Consider the following 20,691-nt stretch of genomic DNA (forward strand, 5'->3'; position numbering starts at 1 on the left):
CTAATCCCTCCTAAAACAGCTTTGTAATCCCCTGCAGGATTCCCGGCAGATTTACCTTAACGTTTGTTTCGCCTTCTAGGTATGGCATGCTTGTTACCCATTTGCCGTTATCAAGGTTAAATTGCTTCTTCTTGTTTTCAATTTCTTCATCTGTCAGCCATTGCAGCGTGTGGGATGGACATACACTCGCACACATAGGAGGAATTCCATCTTTAGTACGGTCAATACATAGGTCGCATTTGTACATTAAGTTCTGCTCTTGATCAAATTTTGGTATGCCATATGGGCAGGCAATTGTGCAGTTCTGGCAGCCAATACACTTTTCCACCAGTGCAGATAACACAGCGCCTGTCTCATGAATTTGAATAGCCTGGGCCGGACAGCTTCGGGCACATGCCGGATTTTCACAGTGAAGGCACATGAGAGGCATCGTCTGCCGGTTCACAAGAGGATTTACATCATACACATAATTTCTGTTGCGCTCCTCATGCCCCCCGCATTGTGTACATGCTGCCAGACAAGAACGGCATCCTATACAGTTTTCAAGTTCTAAATACAGCCTCTTCTTCATTTATTGCACCTTCTTTAATTCGACTTTTTCCAGCTGTGCAGCACATGCCTTGAACTCAGGCATTCGGGAAATAGGATCTAATGCTGCAATTGTTAATAGATTAATAGAATCCTCATGTCCAAAATGGTATGGAACAAAGACGGTATCCTTGCGGATGGCTTCCGTAATTTTGACTTTATAGATGGCCTCGCCTCTTCTGGTAAATAAACGGACCCTTTCTTCATGTTCCATATTATATTTTGATGCTGTTTCCGGATGGATCTCCACAAATGGTTCAGGGCACATATCATGAAGGAATGGAATTCTTCTAGTCTGATTACCGGATAGGTAATGGTAAACCACCCGGCCAGTTGTTAAACGGAGCGGATATTTTTCACATGGTTCTTCCGCTGGCGGACGGTATGGAAGTGCGCATATTTTTGCTTTGCCGTCCGGATGATAAAATTTCTTATCAAGGAACATATGTGGTGTCCCTTCATCCTTTTCATTTTTGCATGGCCAGAAAACTCCATCCTGCTTGTCGATTTTATCCCAGGTAGCTCCATAGTAATCAGCATAGCCGCCCTTGGTAGCCAGTCTGAACTCATCTGCAACATCTCGTGCCGTTTTTAGGTGAGAAAAGTATTTTCCTTTTCCTAAACGTTCAGCCAGCTCCACTTGTATTTGCCAGTCCGGCTTCGATTCCCCAACAGGTTCCTGGGCTTTATTGATTTTAATAATTCGGCCTTCAATATTCGTTACTGTTCCTTCATCTTCTGACCATGTGACTGCAGGAAGAACAACATCTGCAAATTCTGCCGATTCAGAAAGGTAGAAATCGGAGCATACCATGAAATCCAGAGCCTTAAATGCTTTCCTGACAAAATTTTGATTTGGTGCAGATACAGCAGGATTGGAACATAGAAGGTATAAACCGCGAATCGTTTTTTGCTCCATCAGCTCAATCATTTCATAAGCAGATACACCAGGCTGCGGCATTTCTTCAGGTGTAATTCCCCAAACACTGCATACTTCTTCAACATGTTTCGGGTTAGTAATTTTTCGGTAGCCTGGAAGCAAATCCGATTTCTGTCCATGCTCTCTTCCGCCCTGTCCATTGCCCTGACCGGTGAATGTGGCTACGCCGGCTTTCGGACGGCCAATCTTTCCAGTAACAAGCGCCATATTGGTGTAGGCGGAAACATTATCAACACCCTTATGCTGCTGTTCAACACCTCGTGCAAACATGACAACTGCATTTGGAGCTTTTCCGAATATTTCTGCAGCACGAATGATTTTTTCCTCCGCCACACCAGTCAGCATACTTGTATATTCAGGTGTGAAATCCTTTACAAGTTCCTTTGTTTCTTCAAATCCGTTGGTATGTTTATTAATAAACTCTTCATCTATATAGCCCATTTCAATCAATTGATTAACAATTCCGTTTGCAAGTGCAAGGTCTGTTCCGGGCTGCAGGTCGAGATGAAGGTCAGCTCTTCTGGCAATTGGCGTTTCCCGTGGATCGACTACAATGATATAACCGCCTCTTTCCTGAACGTTCCAAATGCGGAACATGGAAGTTGGATGGCATTCAGCTGTATTGCTTCCAGCGATAAACAGGCAATCTGTTTCATGAATATCTGTCCAAGGCAATGTTGACCCTCTATCAACTCCGAAAGAACGGAGGAAACCGCCGGCAGCGCTTGACATACAGAAACGTCCGTTATAGTCAATATATCGCGTTGCAAGAGCAACACGGGCAAATTTACCTGTCAAATAACATTTTTCATTTGTCATTGATACCCCGCTGAAGACGGAGAGTGAATCTTTTCCGAATTCTGTTTGAAGCTCTTTAAATTTTTTTGCAATTAAATCGTATGCTTCATCCCAGCTTGCTTCACGGAACCCTTCTGTGGTTCCTTTCAACGAAGCATCATCCCGGATCAGCGGTTTCAGCAGGCGGTCCTTGTGGTTGGTCTGCTGGTAGGCGGTAACCCCTTTAGGGCACATTTTCCCGACCGTAACCGGCCAGTCATACCGGGGCTCGACCCCAATGATTTTATTTGTCTGTGTATTAACCCTCAAGTTCATTCCGCATTGCATGCCGCAATAGCTGCAATGTGTTTTGATCAATTTTTCATTCGGATGGTTTAGATTCTCAATTTCTTTAAAAAACTTATCCCTTTGCATTCTGGTTTGCCTCCTTGACCTTCACTTCATGAGTGGGGAATCCGGAAAATTGTGCAATCCGGTATTTCCTTCTGCAAGGGAGGCACATTTCTGCAAGATGATGTCCTTCCTTTGCTTTAAATTCAATATCGTTCACGCCGAGTACATCGACGACATCTTTTGATTGTTCTGATGAAACAAACTGATCTCCGCACACCTTGCATTCCTTCATGCCCTGTTCGGCATAATGTTCTCTGTAGTTTCTTGCCAAAACACTCATTGGGCGGAAAGGAATATGTGCAAGCTTTCCAAATGGCAGGTAAATCAGTGTAATGATGACTGACCACTGATGGATCAATGACATTGCCGGCTGTCCTGCACCGTGTAAAAAGAGATTCATAAAGGTTAAAGCCAACCCTGTGATGCTGACTAGAAGCAGCATATAAAGAGGCATGAAATCATATAGGAATTTCTGCTCTGCTCTTGCCTGCATATTTTTCAGACGGCGGTACAGCGCCATGCAAACTCCAGCGATTACCATTACTGCTGTAATATTCAGCGCGTTATAAGAAATGGTGGCAACGATGCCATCCGCAGGGACAGTCATTACCTTCATGCCCATTGCAATAATGTTGTAATGGCCATTGTCATCCATCGTAAAATACATCCATCCGAAAACGAGAGGGAATGTAACGAAGCAGGATAAAATGCAGCCCCAGCCGATCATCACGTGCTGAGTCCATCGGTAAATTCCCCTATTCCAGATAAAATTGTAGGTTGCAAGATGCTCAACAGACGTTTTTGGCGTTGACTTTCTAAATAGCAGCTTCAATCCTTTTTTCAGGATAAGCTTTGTTGGCGGCCTTTCGCCCCAGGCAATAAACCTATAGAAAAACCCTCCAATAAACACAATCGTTCCGACCATATATCCGTACAGGTTTAAATCCACATGTGTAAACATTCTAGTGCCAATAAAAGAAAGAATTGCTAATGCTGTAACAGATAAAAACATCGACTTGGCAAAATGAGATGCAAACGCATTGTTTAATGTGTTTCCTGTTTTTTGATTGACTGCAGCTTTTGCCTGCATATTAACTCCTCCTCATTCACAAACAATTACCTTAACCTTATTGTAAAAGCGGGAGGACTTTTTCAATATCGGGGAACTTCCCCATTAGAGGGGGGAAATTCCCCTATCTTTAAGAAAGGATATTAAATGAGCATGTTGCTGAAGACAATGCACAAAAAAAAGACCTTTTCAAAGGTCTTGCGAAAATATTGAAACTTTTTCCAAATTCATGCGTATTTCTAAATAGGAGGCGGAATAATGAAAAAAAATATATTTATAATGTTCATTACACTAGCAGCAGAAACTTTAATTACCCTGCTCGCTTCACGTGCCTTTTCAATCCGATTCATCGAAATCATGTTTTTTTCAGGTGTGGTTTTTACAGCTTTAACTGTATGGTTTTCGAGCAGCGGCGGTATGGTTACGAGGTTTATGGACAGCACCGCAAGTGCCATGACTGGATTCATATCTAAAAGGGAGGAATTCAGCTTCAGACCGAATTATGCTGTTCTCGGTTCGGTTATCTTTTTACTTATTGGTCTTGTTTTCTTTATCTTACTGTTAACAAATATTATTCCTCCAATTTAGGCATTATGGTACAATCTTGAAAAGGAGTTGGTCATATGGCTAAATCAGCTGCGAAAAAGTTAAGGGAAAAAGCAGTACGTGAGGGAAAAAGAAACCCTGAATGCAATCGAAGCCCATTTGCACATGCGGACATGCGCACAAGAAAAACAAAAACCAAAAAAGAACAATTATACAGGAGCAAATATAAGAACCGTTATTCTGATGAAAACAGAAGAGACGGTTCTTTTTTTATGTATTATCTTTTCAAAAGCAGCCAGTCCGATTAAAGACCAGCTGCATTTTTTAGATTATAATATTCCCATCCCTTCTATATGTCTCCGCGCTTTGTCATCACCCAGATCATAAATCATTTTATATATGCCTTCCATGGATGCATCATATTCATCATTTTTTGATTCTTTGTGGTATTCCAGGAAAGGGACATGTGCACGGGCAAATGTTTTAAGATCTGCATCATAATTCTCATTAATATAATCATTTAACTGAGCTAATTCTTCATCTGTTGCAAAAATTTTAAACTGCCATTCGGCTGCTTCAACTGGTTCTGTGTAAATCTGCGCATTTTCAATATCTATATAATATGTTTTTTTTGTTTGGTCCATGTTTTTCATCTCCTCTATCTTTTATACGATATTTACCACATACTGAGGAAGTTTAACCATTTAATATTCAATGACATTTTAAGACGCTAGTTGGGCATGATATAGCTGTGCATTATAAGGAAGGTGGCACAAAAAATGAATCTTTTCAGGAGGTATACAATGGGTATTTTAAGCGGAAATCCAAAGGACGAGCCTTTGCATTTTGGCGAGGTTTATAGCACATGGTCTTACTTGCTGGCAGGAAAGGGAATGACCTCTGCCTACCAAACGATGCTTAGCCACTCTGGGGATGGGGACTTGAAGAAAATGCTTGAAGAAGCCATCCGCCTCTGCAAGCAGGAAGAGGAACAAATTGAGGCGATGTTAAAGGAAAACGGGATCGGTCTTCCCCCCGCACCACCTGATAGACCTGATGCTTGTGTAAATGATATCCCTCCAGGTGCCCGATTCATGGATCCTGAAGTAGCTGCAAAGTTAGCAGGAGACCTGGCAGCAGGATTGGTTGGCTGCAGTACAATCATGGGCCAATGTATCCGTGAAGATATCGCAGGCATGTTTGGCCAATTTCATACTCAGAAAGCAGCTTTAGGTGTTAAGGTTCTTCGAATGAATAAAGAAAAAGGCTGGCTTATTCCTCCGCCGCTACATCTTCACAAATCGGATAATTGCTAAGGATTTGCTGGAGAGATGTCCATATGTAAAAAGAGAGCAGAGTCCATTGTCTGCTCTCTTTCCTAAAAGGTTATTTCTTAAAACTTGGGCTCAGTTCACTCCATACATCAAACAAGATGCCGTCCGGGTCAGAAGATACAAAATTCCTGCCAGGATGCCCGCGATTTTCGATAGCTCCTGTATTTACTTCCTTCTCAAAAAGTTCCCGATGCAAGTTTTCGAGCTCTGTTATTCCATTGAGTTCAAAGGTTAAACAAAATCGCAATCTTCCGTCAGAACCCTTAAAATTAAGACTTTCCTCTTTGAGGTGTTTCCAAAAGGAAAAAGCTTTGGCTTGCCATATTGATTATGGCCATTTTTCCCTTTTCATCCCTAAAACTTTTTGCTGCTCCAAGATTCTCTGTGTACCAGTTTAAAGAATCCATTACATTTCTGACAGGTATGTGACCATTCCCACTCTTAAGAGCTTTTGACTCATAAATGCCCCTCCTCCAAACAAATTCTCTATTTTTGTAAATTCTATCCAAACGCGTATTAATTCCTTTTTAAAAATAAAAAAACCTTAGTCCGGAATGTGACTAAGGCTCATGTAACTTACTCAGAGTATTTGCTTTCACTGGAATCAGGGGAGACCATACCGCCGGCACCGCTGGAATTGATATCAGGTTCTGCTCCTTCAGGCTGAGATGGCAGCACTTTGTTTTTCTTTTGATTGGGTAGACCTGAGTGCTCCTTTAGATATTGATCATTTTCCATAATCGTTACCACTTTAAATCCTGTTCCTTCGAGCTGGTTCTTCAATTGATCAAATACCTTTGTCTGAGTATTATTCATTTCCTGATCATCATACTGAAGCTCTACATTTATTGTTTTCATGTCAGGACCTCCTTTTTAAGCTATTTTCCCGAATGCCTTTTCATTAAACTACACAGAACCTTTAAAAAAGCAGAAGTTTATTTCAGAAATAATAGGTTATTTAAGAAAATAACCAGGACATTGTTCGGTCCAAAAAATACATGGCTGATTTTCCCATAAATATCATTATCATTTCAATCCTGAATATAAATAAATTGTATGCCGATCAGACGAAAGGAGCAGAGGCATGTGGTTCTGGATTCTGGTAATCTTCATCCCTATTATTATCCTCGCTATTTTGGAAGAAACGATTCAATTTGCGGTGAATCGTAAAGTCTTCGGAAAAAGCGGCAAACCGGTTTTAATTAAACAAAAACTGCATCACTTAAAAAATAAATTCAAGTATAAAAAAAGCCATTCCCAATAAGGAAAGGCTTTTTTGTCCAGCAAGTATTGGCCGCTAAAACTCATATTTAATTAGATTCTTCTGTTTCAGAATCTTCTTCTGCCGACTGTTCCTGTCCGGACATCCGCTTCTTTTTCAGCTCAAAATAGGCATCTAATACTTTTCTGCCAATTTCATAATTGGCTGTATGTCCGCTTCTTCCCTGGTATGCCCATGGAACAATGACAGACATGGCGATTTCTGGATTATTATGGGGTGCATAGGCAACAAGGCTCAAGTTCATAACATCTATTAATGCATCTCCCTTTTTTTTGAGAGGGCCATCATAAAATGCTTCCGCTGTACCTGTTTTTCCTGCTGGAGAATATGGCGCATCTGCGAACCTTCGATATGCAGTCCCTTCAGGATGCTGCATCACCTGTCTTAATCCTTCTTTGACAGTGTTTAGTTCTCTATCACTTACATCTATCGTATTTAAGACAGTTGGCTGAATATCCTTCCAGATCCGGCCAAGCTCCTCCTGCTCTGTGGCGGGCTCACGGATTTCTTTTACAAGGCGCGGCTGGATACGATAGCCGCCATTTGCAATCGTTGATATATATTGCGCCATTTGCATCGGAGTGTAGGTATCATACTGTCCGATTGCAAGGTCTAATAGAAATCCCGGCAAGCGAAGCGGTCCTTCATAGCCTATTGCCTCATTCGGCAAATCGATGCCAGTTCTGACTCCGAGGCCAAATTGGCCGAATGACTCTCTCATGTCTTCAAATGCATTAGGGTTTTTAAATCCCAGAGGCTGATCATAAGCATACCGCGCATCCGCAATTTCAATTGCTGTTTTGAACATATATACGTTTGAGGATATACGCAAAGCCCTTGTTTCGTTCATGATTGCCTGAAAGTTAAACCACGATTTTTTCACCTGTGGTGTACCTGCAATTTTCATTGGTGCATCTAAAAATGCAGTCCCGGGTGAAATTGCACCGGTTTTATATCCTGTTAAAACGGTTGCCCCTTTTACAGAGGATCCCACATTATAAGAAGAGGCAATCGTACCCAGCGCATAATCCTGCAGAACCGTTTTGCCATCATCATCTTTGTCTATCATTTTCCCTGCCATCGTCAGAACTTCGCCAGTATGCGGATTCATTAGGACGACAAACGCACGATCCATTAAATATGTTCCCCGAGTCCTTTTTGCAGCCCAAATTTCCTCTTCCAATATTTTTTCCACAGCCTTCTGCAGATCCATATCAATCGTCAGAACAAGATCCTTGCCTCTTTGGCCCTGAGAAACCAGTTCACTTCCGAGAATTTCTCCTTTTTTAGTAATAAGCTTTTCCTTTGATTTTTGGCCATGCAGAACATCCTCATATTGCATTTCGAGATAGCTCTTACCTACGCGTTCATTTCTGCTGTAGTCCCTGGCCAGAAAATAATCCAGCCTTTCCTGCGGCAGCCCTTCGTTTGTATCTGTAACCTTCCCCAGGACTGTCTGGAGCGTACTGTCAAAAGCATAAGTTCGATCCCAGTCAGTAGTTGTATTGACCCCTGGAAGATATTGAAGGTTCTCGCTTACCGCAGCATATTCTTTACTTGATACATCCTCATTTTTGACTATTTGCGGCGTCATGGCATAACCGCTCGTAAATTCCCGGAAGATTGCCCGCACTTCCAGATCCTGCTTGCTCAGCTGTTTCAGATCTTCGTCTGTAATTCTCTTAAGCTGCATCTCATAAATTTGCTTATCATCCAATTTGTTCTCTTTAAACAGCTTCCATTCCTTATCAGTTATTTTATCCCGGACAGCATCAGGATTTTTTAGAATCCAATGATCCTTCTTATCTCGTTCCGTCACTTTATCCGTCTTTTTATCAATCAGAATGGCCAGCCGCTCTGCCACCTGAAGCATTTCTTTCTGTTTGGTATTCCGATTTGTATACGTAATCGCACTCTTTGGAATATTATCCACAATAACCTGATGGTTCCTGTCAAGCATCCTTCCCCTTGGAACCGGATTAGCTACGATGACATCTTCCGTCCTGTCCACTTCTTTTTTGTATGTCTCACCATTTACAATCTGGACAACGCCAAGTCTTAAGATTAGTACTGAAAACAAAACAAAAACAGCAAAAAACAATAAATTGACCCTAAAAGGCACATGGCTTTTCTTTTTCTTCTTTTTCCCCATGTACGAATCTCCCCCCTTATGAACATTATGTCTGTATAATAGAGATTCTTCCAAATCTTCCCCTGTTAAATAATTCCACGGTTTTTGTAAAATCCCTGCCAGTCCAAAACATATTTTGAAATATAAAGGTATTTAAAGAGGTTAAGTGGAAATGTTAATCTGATAATTTTTTTAGGAGGTCTTTAATATGGAAAGAGCACAAAAATTTCTGAACTATTTTTTATCTCACAGAAAGGTGACTAATGAGTTAATCAAGAAGATTGATGAAAATAACTATGACTACAAACCAACTGAAACAAGCATGGCGGCCGGCAAGCTTGTAACACATATGCTTACTTCTTTTTATATGTTTTCCAAAACAGTAAAAGAAGGCAGCCCTGCAGTGTTTGGCGAGAAATTCGAAGAAATTGCCCCAAACCTTTCTGAAGCCGCTGAAAACTACACAGAAAAAACCATTGAGATCATTTCATCATTAACAAATGATGAGTTAGAAAGAACGATTGATATGTCACGGATATTTGGAATGGAATTTACCGGCATCCAGCTGCTGCAGCTTGCAATGGATCATGAAATTCATCATAAAGGAAATTTGTTTGTCTACGTACGTGAAATGGGCCATACGGAGCTTCCGATGTTTGTGAGCAGATGATAAGAAAAGCGGAAGCGCCTTCGAAACAAGCCAAAGCGCTTGTTACTGCGAAGAACATCCAAGGAAGCTTTCCCTTGGCGCTCACCCCCGACTCCTCGAGAAGGTAGGCGCTGGAGCTAGACAGTACTCAAAGTTAAAAGTTATAATTTCTTATCATTTTGAAAAAACGGACGCGTCGCCGCGTCCGTTTTAAAAACTATTAAGGGGAGAAATTAATTCTGCCAGCTCATTTTTTGGTGAATTCACTTTATTTGATACCGGATACTTATCCATTTTTTCAGCCGGATAAGGTTCAAGCAATGACTTCAGGTATTCAGTGTCATTAAAACGAGGATTAAGCCAGTCCTCAAAATCGCTTTCCTTTAATATCACCGGCATTCGGTCATGAACATCTTCGGTTACTTCATTTGGCCCCGTTGTAATAATTGTACAGCTCGTTAGAGGATTTTCTCCTTTATGCCATGAATCCCAAATGCCTGCAAAGGCAAACGGCTTATCATCTTTCATAATGAACCGGTACGGCTGTTTACCTTCTTCGGTTTTCTTCCATTCATAAAAGCCATCTGCAAGGATTAAGCACCTTTTGCTTTTAAAAGGAGCTTTAAAGCTGGGTTTCGAGTCGATGCCTTCCGCTCTTGCGTTTATCATTTTGTAAGCAATTTTTTCGTCTTTAGCCCAGTAGGGGACCAGTCCCCATTTCATCTGTCTGCCGATCCGCTGTTTACCATCTCCAATGATGGTTAAGATATTCTGGCTTGGCGCGATATTATATCTGGGTAAAACCTCTCCCTCTGCATATTCAAATTCAAACAGCAGCTGAAGTTTTTCGATGGTTTCTGTTAGTGTAAACCGGCCGCACAATATAATCACCTCTTTTAAGTCAATAGCAATATAATGTTCATCTATTCCCGGATATAGCGCATATTAAAACTGTCAGCTATTTTTACAGGGAGGAATGAAATATGACAAAACAAGGCAGACAAAATGCAAATCAAACGAGAGCCCAAATTGAAAAACAGGATAAACGAAACGATGTTGAACTGGGAAGCGAGTTTCAGGCAGGAAATGATAAATCTCAAAGCCAGAAAAAAAGCGGAAAGCAAATTAATAAGAAGTCATAATGACAAATCCCCCATTTTAGGGGGATTTTCATGTCCTGATTGTATACAGCTGTCCTTCCACTGCAAAAGAAATACGGCCTGTTTCCTCTGAAACTACAATAGCAACAGCATCTGATTTTTCCGTAAGTCCCATTGCCGCTCTATGCCTTGTCCCAAATTTTTTCCCCTCAATGGTTTTATTGGCAAGAGGCAGGATGTTGCCTGCAGAAATAATGGTATCTTCTTTTATTAGAATACCCCCGTCATGCAATGGGTTTCCAGGATAAAAAATGGTTTCGAGCAAAGTGCTGCTTACTTTTGCTCCAATAGGAGTCCCATTATGAAGGTAATCGCCTATAGGCAGCCTTCTCTCCACAACAATAAGCCCGCCATGCCTTTTTTTCGATAAATGCTGGGCGGCCAATGATAAGCTCGAATATTCCTTGGTATACGGCGATAAATATGACTGAAGATAATATGTCGAAGCAATTGTGTGAGCCTCCGTTACCGCCCTCTGCAAGTTCTCGAAATCAGATAAAATACAGCAGCTGAAGTCCTCTAGCGTTTTGGAAATAGAATGAATCTGACTGTCGATATTGTCAATATACCGGTTTAAATCTTTTCGGTATTGATCTTCGCCATAAATCACCGGACTTCCTCCAATCTTAATTCATATTAGTACCTTTTCCAGTTAAAAATTATTTATCCATTTTACGGAATAGGTTTAGGACTGCTTTAAAGGGACTAAATATAAGTATTAAGCAACGAGGTGAGGGACATGTTCGATATATTAGCAAAACAATTTCAGAAACCCGCAGGATTACTTGGGAAGCTTGCTGGAAAAATCATGTATTTTGAGAACCGCAAGATTAACAAATGGACAATACAGCAATTAAAGATTAATCGCAGGGACTCTATTTTAGAAGTAGGCTTTGGCCCTGGCTACAGCATCAGGCATATAATGGATCACTTCCGCCATGCAGAAACGGATGGAGTTGATGTATCCGAAGATATGAAGGCTTCAGCAGCCAAACTGAATGATGAGTATATCCGTCAGGGAAAGGTCAGATTGTTCGTAAAAGATATACACGATTACTTCCCTGATAAAACGTATAATAAGATATTTTCAGTAAACAATTATCCTTTATGGACAAAACCAAGAGAGTCTCTTCAGTATCTCTATGGGATGCTTGAGGAAGACGGAATAATTGCCATCACCGTCCAGCCAAGAGAAGAAGGAGCAGATGACACCATTGCCAAAAATCTCGGACAGGTGATCAAAACTGATATGGAAGCGGCAGGTTTCCATTCTATTTCCATTTCTTATAAAGAAGCCCGCCCCGTATTAACCGTTTGTGTAACTGCAATTAAATAATAATAAAAAAGAGCGGGAGATTGCAGCTCCCGCTCTTTTTCAATTTATCACCAGCCTCGGCTGGCTCCTCCTCCGCCGGAAGAACCGCCTCCCCCTCCCCGGGGACCGCCACCGCCACTTCCACCTCTTGAGAGAATGGAAAGGATGGCGTAAGAAAAGGCTCCTCCAAAAAATTTAATGTCCAGAAATAATAATCCAACAACAATTAAAATTATCAGCCAGGACGGTATGCCAATGCCTCTATCCTGTGTTCCGGCATCAGCATAATCGCCGCCTAAATTCACTTCTTCCCCGGCAGCTTCCTGTACAAGCACCTTATAGGTTTCAATTACAGCTCTGTTAGGCTCGCCATCCTGGAGATATGGAAGGGTGACGTCATCCAGAATCCTGCCTGCTTTTCCATCGGGAATTTGGCCTTCAAGCCCATAACCAACCTCAATCCGCACCTTCCGATCCTCCATGGCAACAACCAAGAGGACACCATTATTCTCTGCGGCACTGCCTATGCCATAAGACCGGAAAGCTTCATTAGCATATTCTTCAATCGGTCTGTCTCCAGTAGTTCCAACAGTTAACACTGCAACCTGTGCAGATGTCTTATCTTCCAATTGCCTCCCCAGGTTATTCAATTCAGTTTTTTCCTGGTCATTCAGAACCTCCGCAAAATCCTGGACATAAATATCTCCAGCAGGCTGCGGTATGGATTCATCTGCATGGACTGGGATTGCCCCCATTATTAAATTTGCGAAAAGAAGGGCCAAAGAGACCCAGCGGATGATCATTCCCCATTGCCTCCAAAGTCAACATCAGGTGCTTCGTTCGCCAGCGGATCCGCCCTAAAATACTCTTTTTCATCAAAGCCGGTTATCCCTGCAACAATTGCACCCGGGAACCTTTTTACTTGTTTGTTATATACGGCAACCTGGTCGTTATAATCCTTTCGGGCAACCGAAATCCGATTTTCTGTGCCCGCAAGCTCGTCCATTAATTGGGTAAACTGCTTATCCGCTTTTAAATTTGGATAGTTCTCCACCACTACAAGCAGACGGCTCAAAGCGCTTGACAGCTCGGCGTTTGCAGCTGCTTCCTCTTCAGGGGACCCCGCTCCCGCCAATCTCGCACGAGCATCTGATATAGCCTGAATTGTCTCCTTCTCGTGAGCAGCATATCCCTTTACTGTATTTACCAGATTAGGAATCAAATCCAGCCTTCTCTGCAGCTGGTTCTCAATTTGAGAATAAGCCTGATCCACATTTTCCTCAGCACTTACAAACCTGTTATAACTGGACATCAGCATCATGCCTGCTATGACTACTGCCGCAATAACGGCAATTAAAACTCCCATACCTTTTTTCATTTGCGTCACTCCTGTTTCTAAGTTGTTTTGTCACTTGCATGGTATTTTTCCTTTTTGGGGTGAAAGTTAAACCTGGAGATTGGTTTGCTGATGTTGTTAAGCTCGCGCGGATTTGGATGATTTACGCGCGGGTGGGCTCCTTTTCTGCGCGGGGGCACGTTTTTTTGCGCGGGCTGGCTTCTGTTTTGCGCGGGATTATTTCTTTTGTGCGCGGATTTGGATGATTTACGTGCGCGCGGCCGGGCTCTTTCTGCGCGGGGGCACGTTTTTTTGCGCGGGCTTCCTTTTGTTTGGCGCGGGATTACTACCTTAATGCGCCGATTTGGATGATTTACGCGCGGGTGGGCTCCTTCTGCGCGGGGGCACGTTTTCTTGCGCGGGCTGGCTTCAGTTTTGCGCGGGATTATTCCTTTTGTGCGCGGATTTGGATGATTTACGCGCGGCCGGGCTCCTTCTGCGCGGGGGGCACGTTTTTTTGCGCGGGCTGGCTTCTGTTTTGCGCGCGATTATTACTTTTGTGCGCGGATTTGGATGATTTACGCGCGGGTGGGCTCCTTTTCTGCGCGGGGGCACGTTTTTTTGCGCAGGCTGGCTTCTGTTTTGCGCGGGATTATTACTTTTGTGCGCGGATTTGGATGATTTACGCGCGGCCAGGCTCTTTCTGCGCGGGGGGTGGCAGGCTTCAGGTTCGGGCGGATACATTACTTTAAAGCGCGAATTCTTGTAGGTTTCGTGCATATGACTTTTTACAATATCAAGAGTAATCGCGTAATTATCTATCATTATTGCTTCATGTCTGACTTAAATTGCGTCTCCAGGACAGGGTATTGCACTGATCTTTTAATTTTTTGCGCTATCACAATGTTTATGCGTTTAACTTACCCATACTCGCGTCATCCAGCAGGTTATTCGAGCCTCCGTGTCTCTTTTTCGCGCTGTCCCCTTTTCAAAATTGCACCAAATAATCCCTATAATACAACAAAAACCGGAACCCATCCGGGCCCCGGTTCAAGTATGATTATTTAATAAAATTGTTCGCAATCAGTTCACTGAATTCAGGTTTATCTTTCAGGAATTTTAAAGTGTAGGATGAATCTGCAAATTCCTGGATGGTGTCTGCATCAACATCGTAAGTGAACCCGATTCTTTCCCAGGCGCGGTCTACGACTTCTTTTTCCAGTTCCTGGCCAGTCACTTCTTTAATGTCTTTGATAGTAATTGCTTTTGCTTCTTCAGGATTTTCTTCGATAAATTTAACTGCATCTTTATGTGCATCAACGATTTTCTGTACTTTTTCCGGGCTGTTCTTCACAGCATCACCAGTAGCAACCAATACTGATGCCGGAAGTGTTTCACCGAAGGATACTTCATCCCAGCCAATTACGACTTCAGCGTTTGTTTCCTGTTCAATGACTGCTGCCCATGGTTCGGGAGCAACTGCAATATCGACTTTACCTGTTTTCAGCATACTTGCATATTGTGCAGGGTTGCCTGTCAAATGCTTCATGGTACCGCCAATGCGAGCTGAAGTGATGCCGGCTTCTTCAAGATATGTCTCATACTGGACATCATGTGTACAGCCCACGCCAGGTGTAATAAACGTTTTTCCCTGGAAGTCTTCAAGTGAGTTAATTTCTACTCCTTCTCTGGCAAGGACAACTGTTCCGCCAGTTGAGGCACCGGCGATAATTTTAACATCAGCTCCGGTTGAGAAGTTGTTCATTGCTGGTCCGGGTCCTACTAGTCCTGCATCAATATCGCCTGTTTTCAGGGCAGTCATGAATGAACCGCCTTCAGCAAACGTCTTATATTCTACCTTAGTACCATCGCCAAGCTGTTTCTCAAAATAGCCTTGATCTTTCGCAACCATTGCTGGCACATGATTGATATTCGGGAAATAGCCGATGACAATCTTGTCTTCTCCTCCGCTGCTCTTCTCAGATGATCCGCATCCGGCAAGCAGCCCGGTGAAAGTAAATAATATAGCAACCCATAAAATAGCCTTTTTCATTTATACCCCTCCAAAATTAAGACTCAAGTCCCCATTTTTTTATGACTGATTTTTCAATGCGCTGGAATATAAACTGGTCAACAATCATTCCGATAGCTCCAATAATAATCATGACACCGATTACGATGTCCATTCTTCCAAAGTCTGAAGCATATCGAAGTGTGTAGCCCAATCCTGGTCCTGTGCTTAAAAGCTCACCCGCCATCAATGCACGCCAGGCAAATGCCCAGGCAAGTCGTGAACCAGTGACAACGTATGGAATGGATGCCGGAAAGATGACTCTTGTGAATAAGTCAATTCCATTCGCTCCCATAGTCTGAGCTGCCTTGATATATAATGGTGAAACATTTTTTATGCCTGTTCGCATGTTCAGAGCCATTACAAATGTACCGCCAAGTATGGTTACAAAAATAACAGCCTTTTCATTTAATCCAAACCACATAATCGCGATCGGCAGCCATACGATGCTGGGAACACTTTGCAAGGCAAGGATGACTGCACCCAGTGTTTCATCAGCTGTTTTGGATTTTCCAAGGAGAATGCCAATCAATGTGCCAATGACAAGGCTGATAGCCAGACCGACTGCGAGCCTCTTAAAACTGGCGATTAAATCATAAATGAGAGTTTTATCCTGAAACCCTTCAACAAGAGCACTGAATACACTGGAAAGGGAAGGGAAAATCAGAGGATGCCAAAGTTCAAGCCGTGACCCAATCTCCCAAAATGCAATGATGGCTGCAAAAAATATAATCCTTTTAATGGTTGTTTGCATATTGGAGTTCCTCACTTATAACTTTATCAATTTCCTTCTTCAGGTATTTCATAATGTGGTCTTCAATCTCGAGCATTTCTTTTTTGTGTTCTTCACGGGGTCTGGGTATATCAACCGTTATATCCTGTAAAATGATTCCCGGCTTTGTTCCCATAACAATGATTCGATCTGACAGTTTAATAGATTCTGAGATGCTATGAGTAACAAAAAGAATGGTTTTCTTCGTCTCAGTCCAAATGTTTTCCAGCTGTCCGTGCAGACGCGAACGGGTCTGTTCATCAAGAGCTCCGAATGGTTCATCCATTAAGAGTGTTTCCGGGTTCATCGCAAGTGCTCTCGCGATCGCCACCCTCTGCTGCATTCCTCCAGAAAGTTCATGAGGATAATGGGATATATATTTTCCCAGCTGAACCATTTGCAGATACTTAAGTGCTGTTTCCTCTGCATCTTTCTTCTTCATTTCTTTTTTCAGCGGAAACGTGACATTTTCCATGACTGTCAGCCAAGGGAATAAGGCTGCCTGCTGGAACACCATTCCCCTGTCTTTTCCGGGCTTTGTTATGGCTTTGCCATCGATTTGAATGTGGCCTGAAGTTGTTTTAGTCAGCCCTGCGACGATTGAAAGAAGTGTTGACTTTCCGCATCCTGAAGGGCCTAAAATTGAAACAAACTGGCCTTTCTCAATGGATAAATTAATATCTTTCAAGACGTCAACAGGACGATTTTCTTTATCGCTATATTGTTTATTCACATCGTTTATCTCAATGAACATTTTAAAAATCACCTATTCCTATAAATCTCATTAATTTACTCGGATTACTTGTAATTATAAAGTATTCACCTTGCATGTCAACCATTACAATAAATATTTTTAAAATTGGGCTTAATCAAATAAAAAGCCTCCTCCATCAAGGAGAAAGCTATTGTTTCACAATTTAATTTCTTCTATTTTAGATGAAGCGATCAGCTCTTCAACCTTTGCTAACTCACCGCTTTGAAAAAGTTCTATGATCTTGCTTCCAACGATTACCCCGTCACAATGCTGATTCATTTCTTTTACATGCTCTGGTTCAGAAATTCCGAAGCCGGCCAATACTGGTATCGGACTTACATCTCTAACCTTCTCCAAATGCTTTCCAAGCTCATCTTTAAATTCTTTTCTTGCCCCAGTGATGCCATTAACCGTTACAGCGTATAGGAAGCCTTTCCCTTTAGCTGCAATCGCCTCTATGCGCTCCAATGGACTGGTTAAGGTCACAAGGCGGATAATTTCGATTCCAGATCTTTCTGCAATTGGTGCAATGATCTCCTCTTCCTCTGCAGGAAGATCAGGGATTATTAAGCCGTCTACCCCTGACCTGGAGGCATCAGAAATAAAGTTGCCAATGCCATAGGCCATGATCGGATTCATGTATGTCATAAAGATCAGCGGGATGTGAACAATAGGCCGGATTTCCGCAATTTTAGCTAAGACCCCTCTAAGGGTTGTTCCGGCTTCTAATGCTCGAATGCCAGCCTGCTGGATGACTGGGCCATCTGCAACCGGATCCGAAAACGGAATCCCAATTTCAATGGCAGTTGCTCCCGCTTTTTCAAGGAATGTGATTTTCTCGGCCAGTGTCTCTAAGCCTCCGTCCCCAGCCATTATATATGGCACAAATGCTTTTTCTTTGTTTTGCTTAAGGCTCTGAAAAACTTTTTCAACCCGGTTCATTGTCCTTTCCCTCCTAATCTTGCTCTTACAGTTTCTACATCTTTATCGCCTCTGCCAGATAAACAGATGACAAGGCCTTCGTCTTTTTTCATTTGCGGTGCAAGCTTTAATGCATAGGCTACGGCATGGGAGCTTTCCAGCGCAGGGATAATGCCTTCCAGTTTGCATAAAAGCTTTAATGCATCAAGCGCCTCATCGTCTGTAATGGATTCATACTCGGCTCTTCCGCTGTCTTTCAGATAGCTGTGTTCCGGCCCAACTCCTGGATAATCAAGGCCAGCTGAGATGGAATGAGCCTCCTGAATTTGACCGTGTTCGTCCTGCAGCAAATACATTAATGCTCCATGAAGAACTCCAGGAGTTCCTTTTGTTAAAGAAGCAGCGTGCTTATCTGTATCTGTACCCAAACCAGCTGCTTCAACCCCAACCATGCGGACCGTATCATCTTTAATGAAAGGATAAAACATGCCCATTGAATTGCTTCCGCCTCCAATGCAAGCCACAACTGCATCAGGGAGTTTACCTTCTTTTTCAAGGTATTGCTTCTTCGTCTCATTTCCGATAACACTCTGAAAATCCCGTACAATCATAGGAAAAGGATGTGGTCCCATCACAGAACCAAGGATGTAATGTGTATCCTCGACATTTGTCACCCAGTAGCGGAGTGCTTCGTTGACTGCATCTTTTAAGGTGGCACTTCCCGATTGTACCCCTACAACCTTCGCTCCAAGCAGTTCCATTCTGAATACGTTCAGCTGCTGTCTCCTGATGTCCTCTTCACCCATAAAAATAATGCATTCAAGATTTAAAAGCGCACATGCAGTTGCTGTTGCGACTCCATGCTGCCCTGCACCCGTTTCAGCTACTATTTTTCTTTTTCCCATTCGCAGCGCCAATAGAGCCTGGCCCAGTGAGTTGTTTATTTTATGGGCACCTGTATGATTCAAATCTTCTCTTTTAAGATAGACCTTCGCACCGCCGGCATAATTTGTGAGGTTCTCAGCAAAATAAAGAGGAGTTTCCCGTCCGACATAGTCTTTCAGCAAAGCCTTCAGTTCTTTCTGAAAACTTTCATCGGCTTGAGCTTTCTTATACTCCTCTTCCAATTCAAGAATGGCCTGCATAAGTGTCTCCGGCACATACCTTCCTCCAAAATCCCCGAAATGACCTCGTTCATCAGGCAATGTATAAGCTGTGTTCATTTTACTTCCTCCCTCTCCACACATTTAGCGTTTTCTATGAATCTTTTTATTTTCTCCGGATCTTTCTTCCCTTCAGTCTCAACCCCGCTGCTTACATCAACCATATAAGGATTGGCTGCTTTAATTCCTTCCCCCACATTTTCAGGATTGAGCCCCCCAGCAAGGATCATTTTTTTGTCCTGCAATGGTTTATTTAAAATCGACCAATCAAAAGATACCCCGTTGCCCCCCCGATATTTTCCTTTCGGACTATCAAGAAGAATGTATTCGCATGAAAATTCATCTAATTGAGATAAATCATCTGGTGAACCTACACTCAAAGCTTTTATAACCGGAAGAGAAAATGAGCTGCAAAATTCCGGCGTTTCATCTCCGTGCAGCTGAATGACATTGATCCCTGAAACATTTGCTATTTCTTCAATGGTCGCTTTCGTTTCATTTACAAACACTCCGACTTTTAAAACTTCTCCGGGAAGCTCTCTGATTATCTCCCCTGCTGCCTCAGGATTAATTTTTCTTTTGCTTTCTGCAAAAACAAATCCCAGGGCATCAGCCCCGTTTTCAATAGCAAAAAGTGCCGTGCTGATATCCCTGATTCCGCAAATCTTCACCTTCATTGTCTGACAGCCCCCTGCAAAGGAATCTTCATGGCCTTCAAAAGCCCTTCCAGATTATCTGCTTTCATGAATGCTTCTCCGACAAGAATGGCGTTTGCTCCTGCTGCAATTACACGCCGCACATCGTCTTCCGACTTAATCCCGCTTTCACTGATCAGGAATTTTCCCGCATTCTTTATTAGCGGGGCAAGTTTTTCTGTTACACCAAGGTCTACTTCGAAAGTTTTTAAATTTCGGTTGTTGACTCCGATCAGCTGTGCACCGGTTCTTAGAGCTATTTCCAGTTCTTCTTCATTATGAACCTCCATTAATACCTCAAGGCCTTCACTTTCAGCAAAATCGAAAAGCTCTTGAAGCCGTTCAGCTTCCATCGCAGCAGCAATGAGTAAAATTAGGTTTGCCCCTGATGCTTTTGCTTTTAATACTTGCACCTCGTCTATAATGAAGTCTTTGCAAAGGATAGGCAGGTCGACTGTCTCTCTGACAGCTGACAGATCAGCGAAGCTGCCTTTAAAAAACCTATTGTCTGTTAAAACGGAAATGGCATCGGCACCATACTTTTTATAAAATAATGCCTGATCTTTCGGATTTTGTCCGGTATTTATATCACCTTTTGAAGGTGAGGCTCTTTTGAATTCCGCAATCACAGCCAGTTCACTGCCTGATGCAAGCTTGTTAATAAAGGAGCGTTTATACATGGTTTCTCCTATTTGAAAATATTCCTTTTCCTTCTGCAGTACGATGACTTCTTTTCTTTTTTCAGCCAGTATTTGATCTAGAATTGTTCCCATC

The 20,691-nt window shown here is 42.5% G+C and carries 25 protein-coding genes; 7 read left to right on the top strand and 18 right to left on the bottom strand.

The genetic code is table 11. The features are described 5' to 3' along the window. Positions 1–10: 10 nt before the first annotated feature. Genes AC0VZ9_RS18275 through AC0VZ9_RS18285 form a run of 3 tightly spaced genes read right to left on the bottom strand, consistent with a single transcriptional unit; the run spans position 11 to position 3,809 of the window. Complete coding sequence (locus tag AC0VZ9_RS18275) at positions 11–571, bottom strand: 4Fe-4S dicluster domain-containing protein (RefSeq protein WP_256815301.1); 561 nt, start codon at positions 569–571, stop codon at positions 11–13. Then, on the bottom strand, positions 572–2,740 hold the full coding sequence (locus AC0VZ9_RS18280) for a molybdopterin oxidoreductase family protein (RefSeq protein ID WP_009333498.1): 2,169 nt from the start codon (positions 2,738–2,740) through the stop codon (positions 572–574). Then, the gene (locus AC0VZ9_RS18285; protein ID WP_009333496.1) at positions 2,727–3,809 is read right to left on the bottom strand and encodes a hypothetical protein; all 1,083 of its coding nucleotides are present in this window, start codon (positions 3,807–3,809) and stop codon (positions 2,727–2,729) included. Before AC0VZ9_RS18285 ends, AC0VZ9_RS18280 begins: the two co-directional genes overlap by 14 nt. 237 nt (positions 3,810–4,046) lie before the next feature. On the opposite strand from AC0VZ9_RS18285, the gene AC0VZ9_RS18290 reads away from it, so the two are divergent. Together AC0VZ9_RS18290 and AC0VZ9_RS18295 are read left to right on the top strand one after the other, a co-directional pair. Further along, positions 4,047–4,376 (top strand): hypothetical protein, encoded by a 330-nt coding sequence (locus AC0VZ9_RS18290; RefSeq protein WP_009333494.1) that lies wholly within the window; start codon positions 4,047–4,049, stop codon positions 4,374–4,376. 35 nt (positions 4,377–4,411) lie between these two features. Then, positions 4,412–4,642, top strand: a complete 231-nt coding sequence (locus tag AC0VZ9_RS18295; RefSeq protein ID WP_009333492.1) for a hypothetical protein — start codon at positions 4,412–4,414, stop codon at positions 4,640–4,642. Positions 4,643–4,663: 21 nt separating this feature from the next. On the opposite strand, the gene AC0VZ9_RS18300 is transcribed toward AC0VZ9_RS18295, so the two are convergent. Then, positions 4,664–4,978, bottom strand: a complete 315-nt coding sequence (locus tag AC0VZ9_RS18300) for a hypothetical protein (RefSeq protein WP_019381175.1) — start codon at positions 4,976–4,978, stop codon at positions 4,664–4,666. 159 nt (positions 4,979–5,137) lie between these two features. Here AC0VZ9_RS18300 and AC0VZ9_RS18305 point away from each other — a divergent pair, with 159 nt between their 5' ends. Then, a complete protein-coding gene (locus tag AC0VZ9_RS18305) occupies positions 5,138–5,650 on the top strand; it encodes a DUF3231 family protein (protein ID WP_475397515.1) in 513 nt (170 codons plus the stop codon). A gap of 287 nt (positions 5,651–5,937) precedes the next feature. On the opposite strand, the gene AC0VZ9_RS18310 is transcribed toward AC0VZ9_RS18305, so the two are convergent. Further along, positions 5,938–6,177 carry a hypothetical protein gene (locus AC0VZ9_RS18310; RefSeq protein WP_475396593.1) on the bottom strand — a complete coding sequence of 80 codons (240 nt, stop codon included), beginning with the start codon at positions 6,175–6,177 and terminating at the stop codon, positions 5,938–5,940. Between the two features lie 67 nt (positions 6,178–6,244). After that, positions 6,245–6,526, bottom strand: a complete 282-nt coding sequence (locus tag AC0VZ9_RS18315) for a hypothetical protein (RefSeq protein ID WP_019381172.1) — start codon at positions 6,524–6,526, stop codon at positions 6,245–6,247. Between the two features lie 226 nt (positions 6,527–6,752). Here AC0VZ9_RS18315 and AC0VZ9_RS18320 point away from each other — a divergent pair, with 226 nt between their 5' ends. After that, positions 6,753–6,932: a hypothetical protein gene (locus AC0VZ9_RS18320; protein ID WP_009333483.1), complete on the top strand. Its 180-nt coding sequence runs from the start codon at positions 6,753–6,755 to the stop codon at positions 6,930–6,932. Between the two features lie 46 nt (positions 6,933–6,978). Here the strand turns inward: AC0VZ9_RS18320 and AC0VZ9_RS18325 are convergent, their stop codons facing one another. Next, the gene (locus tag AC0VZ9_RS18325) at positions 6,979–9,102 is read right to left on the bottom strand and encodes a peptidoglycan D,D-transpeptidase FtsI family protein (protein ID WP_475396594.1); all 2,124 of its coding nucleotides are present in this window, start codon (positions 9,100–9,102) and stop codon (positions 6,979–6,981) included. A 187-nt stretch (positions 9,103–9,289) separates the two neighbouring features. Here AC0VZ9_RS18325 and AC0VZ9_RS18330 point away from each other — a divergent pair, with 187 nt between their 5' ends. Continuing rightward, entirely contained in the window at positions 9,290–9,751 is a 462-nt protein-coding gene (locus AC0VZ9_RS18330) for a DinB family protein (protein WP_009333481.1), read from the top strand. 189 nt (positions 9,752–9,940) lie between these two features. On the opposite strand, the gene AC0VZ9_RS18335 is transcribed toward AC0VZ9_RS18330, so the two are convergent. After that, entirely contained in the window at positions 9,941–10,612 is a 672-nt protein-coding gene (locus AC0VZ9_RS18335; protein WP_019381170.1) for an SOS response-associated peptidase, read from the bottom strand. Positions 10,613–10,713: 101 nt separating this feature from the next. On the opposite strand from AC0VZ9_RS18335, the gene AC0VZ9_RS18340 reads away from it, so the two are divergent. Then, positions 10,714–10,872, top strand: coding sequence for a hypothetical protein (locus tag AC0VZ9_RS18340; RefSeq protein ID WP_009333479.1), 159 nt, complete (start codon positions 10,714–10,716; stop codon positions 10,870–10,872). 28 nt (positions 10,873–10,900) lie between these two features. Here AC0VZ9_RS18340 and cdaS read toward each other — a convergent pair whose 3' ends face one another. After that, positions 10,901–11,500 (bottom strand): sporulation-specific diadenylate cyclase CdaS, encoded by a 600-nt coding sequence (gene cdaS, locus AC0VZ9_RS18345; RefSeq protein ID WP_475396595.1) that lies wholly within the window; start codon positions 11,498–11,500, stop codon positions 10,901–10,903. A gap of 129 nt (positions 11,501–11,629) precedes the next feature. On the opposite strand from cdaS, the gene AC0VZ9_RS18350 reads away from it, so the two are divergent. Beyond that, on the top strand, positions 11,630–12,226 hold the full coding sequence (locus tag AC0VZ9_RS18350; protein ID WP_386850117.1) for a class I SAM-dependent methyltransferase: 597 nt from the start codon (positions 11,630–11,632) through the stop codon (positions 12,224–12,226). A gap of 47 nt (positions 12,227–12,273) precedes the next feature. Here the strand turns inward: AC0VZ9_RS18350 and AC0VZ9_RS18355 are convergent, their stop codons facing one another. The 9 genes from AC0VZ9_RS18355 to trpC all read right to left on the bottom strand — a co-directional run bounded on the left by AC0VZ9_RS18355 (position 12,274) and on the right by trpC (position 20,690). Continuing rightward, positions 12,274–13,008, bottom strand: coding sequence for a TPM domain-containing protein (locus AC0VZ9_RS18355; RefSeq protein WP_475396596.1), 735 nt, complete (start codon positions 13,006–13,008; stop codon positions 12,274–12,276). Then, entirely contained in the window at positions 13,005–13,583 is a 579-nt protein-coding gene (locus AC0VZ9_RS18360) for a LemA family protein (RefSeq protein ID WP_019381167.1), read from the bottom strand. The genes AC0VZ9_RS18355 and AC0VZ9_RS18360 overlap by 4 nt, the downstream gene beginning before the upstream one ends. Positions 13,584–14,601: 1,018 nt before the next feature. Then, a complete protein-coding gene (locus AC0VZ9_RS18365; protein WP_009333474.1) occupies positions 14,602–15,594 on the bottom strand; it encodes an aliphatic sulfonate ABC transporter substrate-binding protein in 993 nt (330 codons plus the stop codon). A 16-nt stretch (positions 15,595–15,610) separates the two neighbouring features. Further along, on the bottom strand, positions 15,611–16,366 hold the full coding sequence (locus tag AC0VZ9_RS18370) for an ABC transporter permease (RefSeq protein WP_475396597.1): 756 nt from the start codon (positions 16,364–16,366) through the stop codon (positions 15,611–15,613). Beyond that, a complete protein-coding gene (locus AC0VZ9_RS18375) occupies positions 16,350–17,138 on the bottom strand; it encodes an ABC transporter ATP-binding protein (protein WP_475396598.1) in 789 nt (262 codons plus the stop codon). The genes AC0VZ9_RS18370 and AC0VZ9_RS18375 overlap by 17 nt, the downstream gene beginning before the upstream one ends. 156 nt (positions 17,139–17,294) lie before the next feature. Then, a complete protein-coding gene (gene trpA, locus AC0VZ9_RS18380) occupies positions 17,295–18,080 on the bottom strand; it encodes a tryptophan synthase subunit alpha (RefSeq protein WP_448897053.1) in 786 nt (261 codons plus the stop codon). Continuing rightward, positions 18,077–19,282, bottom strand: coding sequence for a tryptophan synthase subunit beta (trpB, locus tag AC0VZ9_RS18385; protein WP_009333470.1), 1,206 nt, complete (start codon positions 19,280–19,282; stop codon positions 18,077–18,079). The genes trpA and trpB overlap by 4 nt, the downstream gene beginning before the upstream one ends. Continuing rightward, a complete protein-coding gene (locus AC0VZ9_RS18390) occupies positions 19,279–19,899 on the bottom strand; it encodes a phosphoribosylanthranilate isomerase (RefSeq protein WP_019381163.1) in 621 nt (206 codons plus the stop codon). Before AC0VZ9_RS18390 ends, trpB begins: the two co-directional genes overlap by 4 nt. Beyond that, on the bottom strand, positions 19,896–20,690 hold the full coding sequence (gene trpC, locus AC0VZ9_RS18395; protein ID WP_009333468.1) for an indole-3-glycerol phosphate synthase TrpC: 795 nt from the start codon (positions 20,688–20,690) through the stop codon (positions 19,896–19,898). Before trpC ends, AC0VZ9_RS18390 begins: the two co-directional genes overlap by 4 nt. Between the last annotated feature and the right edge of the window lies 1 nt (position 20,691).

This window comes from Cytobacillus sp. QJM3NY_8, from assembly GCF_056173585.1.

Excerpts from the sequence above, each read along its gene's own strand:
- AC0VZ9_RS18275 (WP_256815301.1), bottom strand. The coding sequence starts at position 571 with ATGAAGAAGAGGCTGTATTTAGAACTTGAAAACTGTATAGGATGCCGT.
- AC0VZ9_RS18280 (WP_009333498.1), bottom strand. The coding sequence starts at position 2,740 with ATGCAAAGGGATAAGTTTTTTAAAGAAATTGAGAATCTAAACCATCCG.
- AC0VZ9_RS18285 (WP_009333496.1), bottom strand. The coding sequence starts at position 3,809 with ATGCAGGCAAAAGCTGCAGTCAATCAAAAAACAGGAAACACATTAAAC.
- AC0VZ9_RS18290 (WP_009333494.1), top strand. The coding sequence starts at position 4,047 with ATGAAAAAAAATATATTTATAATGTTCATTACACTAGCAGCAGAAACT.
- AC0VZ9_RS18295 (WP_009333492.1), top strand. The coding sequence starts at position 4,412 with ATGGCTAAATCAGCTGCGAAAAAGTTAAGGGAAAAAGCAGTACGTGAG.
- AC0VZ9_RS18300 (WP_019381175.1), bottom strand. The coding sequence starts at position 4,978 with ATGGACCAAACAAAAAAAACATATTATATAGATATTGAAAATGCGCAG.
- AC0VZ9_RS18305 (WP_475397515.1), top strand. The coding sequence starts at position 5,138 with ATGGGTATTTTAAGCGGAAATCCAAAGGACGAGCCTTTGCATTTTGGC.
- AC0VZ9_RS18315 (WP_019381172.1), bottom strand. The coding sequence starts at position 6,526 with ATGAAAACAATAAATGTAGAGCTTCAGTATGATGATCAGGAAATGAAT.
- AC0VZ9_RS18320 (WP_009333483.1), top strand. The coding sequence starts at position 6,753 with ATGTGGTTCTGGATTCTGGTAATCTTCATCCCTATTATTATCCTCGCT.
- AC0VZ9_RS18325 (WP_475396594.1), bottom strand. The coding sequence starts at position 9,102 with ATGGGGAAAAAGAAGAAAAAGAAAAGCCATGTGCCTTTTAGGGTCAAT.
- AC0VZ9_RS18330 (WP_009333481.1), top strand. The coding sequence starts at position 9,290 with ATGGAAAGAGCACAAAAATTTCTGAACTATTTTTTATCTCACAGAAAG.
- AC0VZ9_RS18340 (WP_009333479.1), top strand. The coding sequence starts at position 10,714 with ATGACAAAACAAGGCAGACAAAATGCAAATCAAACGAGAGCCCAAATT.
- AC0VZ9_RS18350 (WP_386850117.1), top strand. The coding sequence starts at position 11,630 with ATGTTCGATATATTAGCAAAACAATTTCAGAAACCCGCAGGATTACTT.
- AC0VZ9_RS18355 (WP_475396596.1), bottom strand. The coding sequence starts at position 13,008 with ATGATCATCCGCTGGGTCTCTTTGGCCCTTCTTTTCGCAAATTTAATA.
- AC0VZ9_RS18360 (WP_019381167.1), bottom strand. The coding sequence starts at position 13,583 with ATGAAAAAAGGTATGGGAGTTTTAATTGCCGTTATTGCGGCAGTAGTC.
- AC0VZ9_RS18365 (WP_009333474.1), bottom strand. The coding sequence starts at position 15,594 with ATGAAAAAGGCTATTTTATGGGTTGCTATATTATTTACTTTCACCGGG.
- AC0VZ9_RS18370 (WP_475396597.1), bottom strand. The coding sequence starts at position 16,366 with ATGCAAACAACCATTAAAAGGATTATATTTTTTGCAGCCATCATTGCA.
- AC0VZ9_RS18375 (WP_475396598.1), bottom strand. The coding sequence starts at position 17,138 with ATGTTCATTGAGATAAACGATGTGAATAAACAATATAGCGATAAAGAA.
- trpA (WP_448897053.1), bottom strand. The coding sequence starts at position 18,080 with ATGAACCGGGTTGAAAAAGTTTTTCAGAGCCTTAAGCAAAACAAAGAA.
- trpB (WP_009333470.1), bottom strand. The coding sequence starts at position 19,282 with ATGAACACAGCTTATACATTGCCTGATGAACGAGGTCATTTCGGGGAT.
- AC0VZ9_RS18390 (WP_019381163.1), bottom strand. The coding sequence starts at position 19,899 with ATGAAGGTGAAGATTTGCGGAATCAGGGATATCAGCACGGCACTTTTT.
- trpC (WP_009333468.1), bottom strand. The coding sequence starts at position 20,690 with ATGGGAACAATTCTAGATCAAATACTGGCTGAAAAAAGAAAAGAAGTC.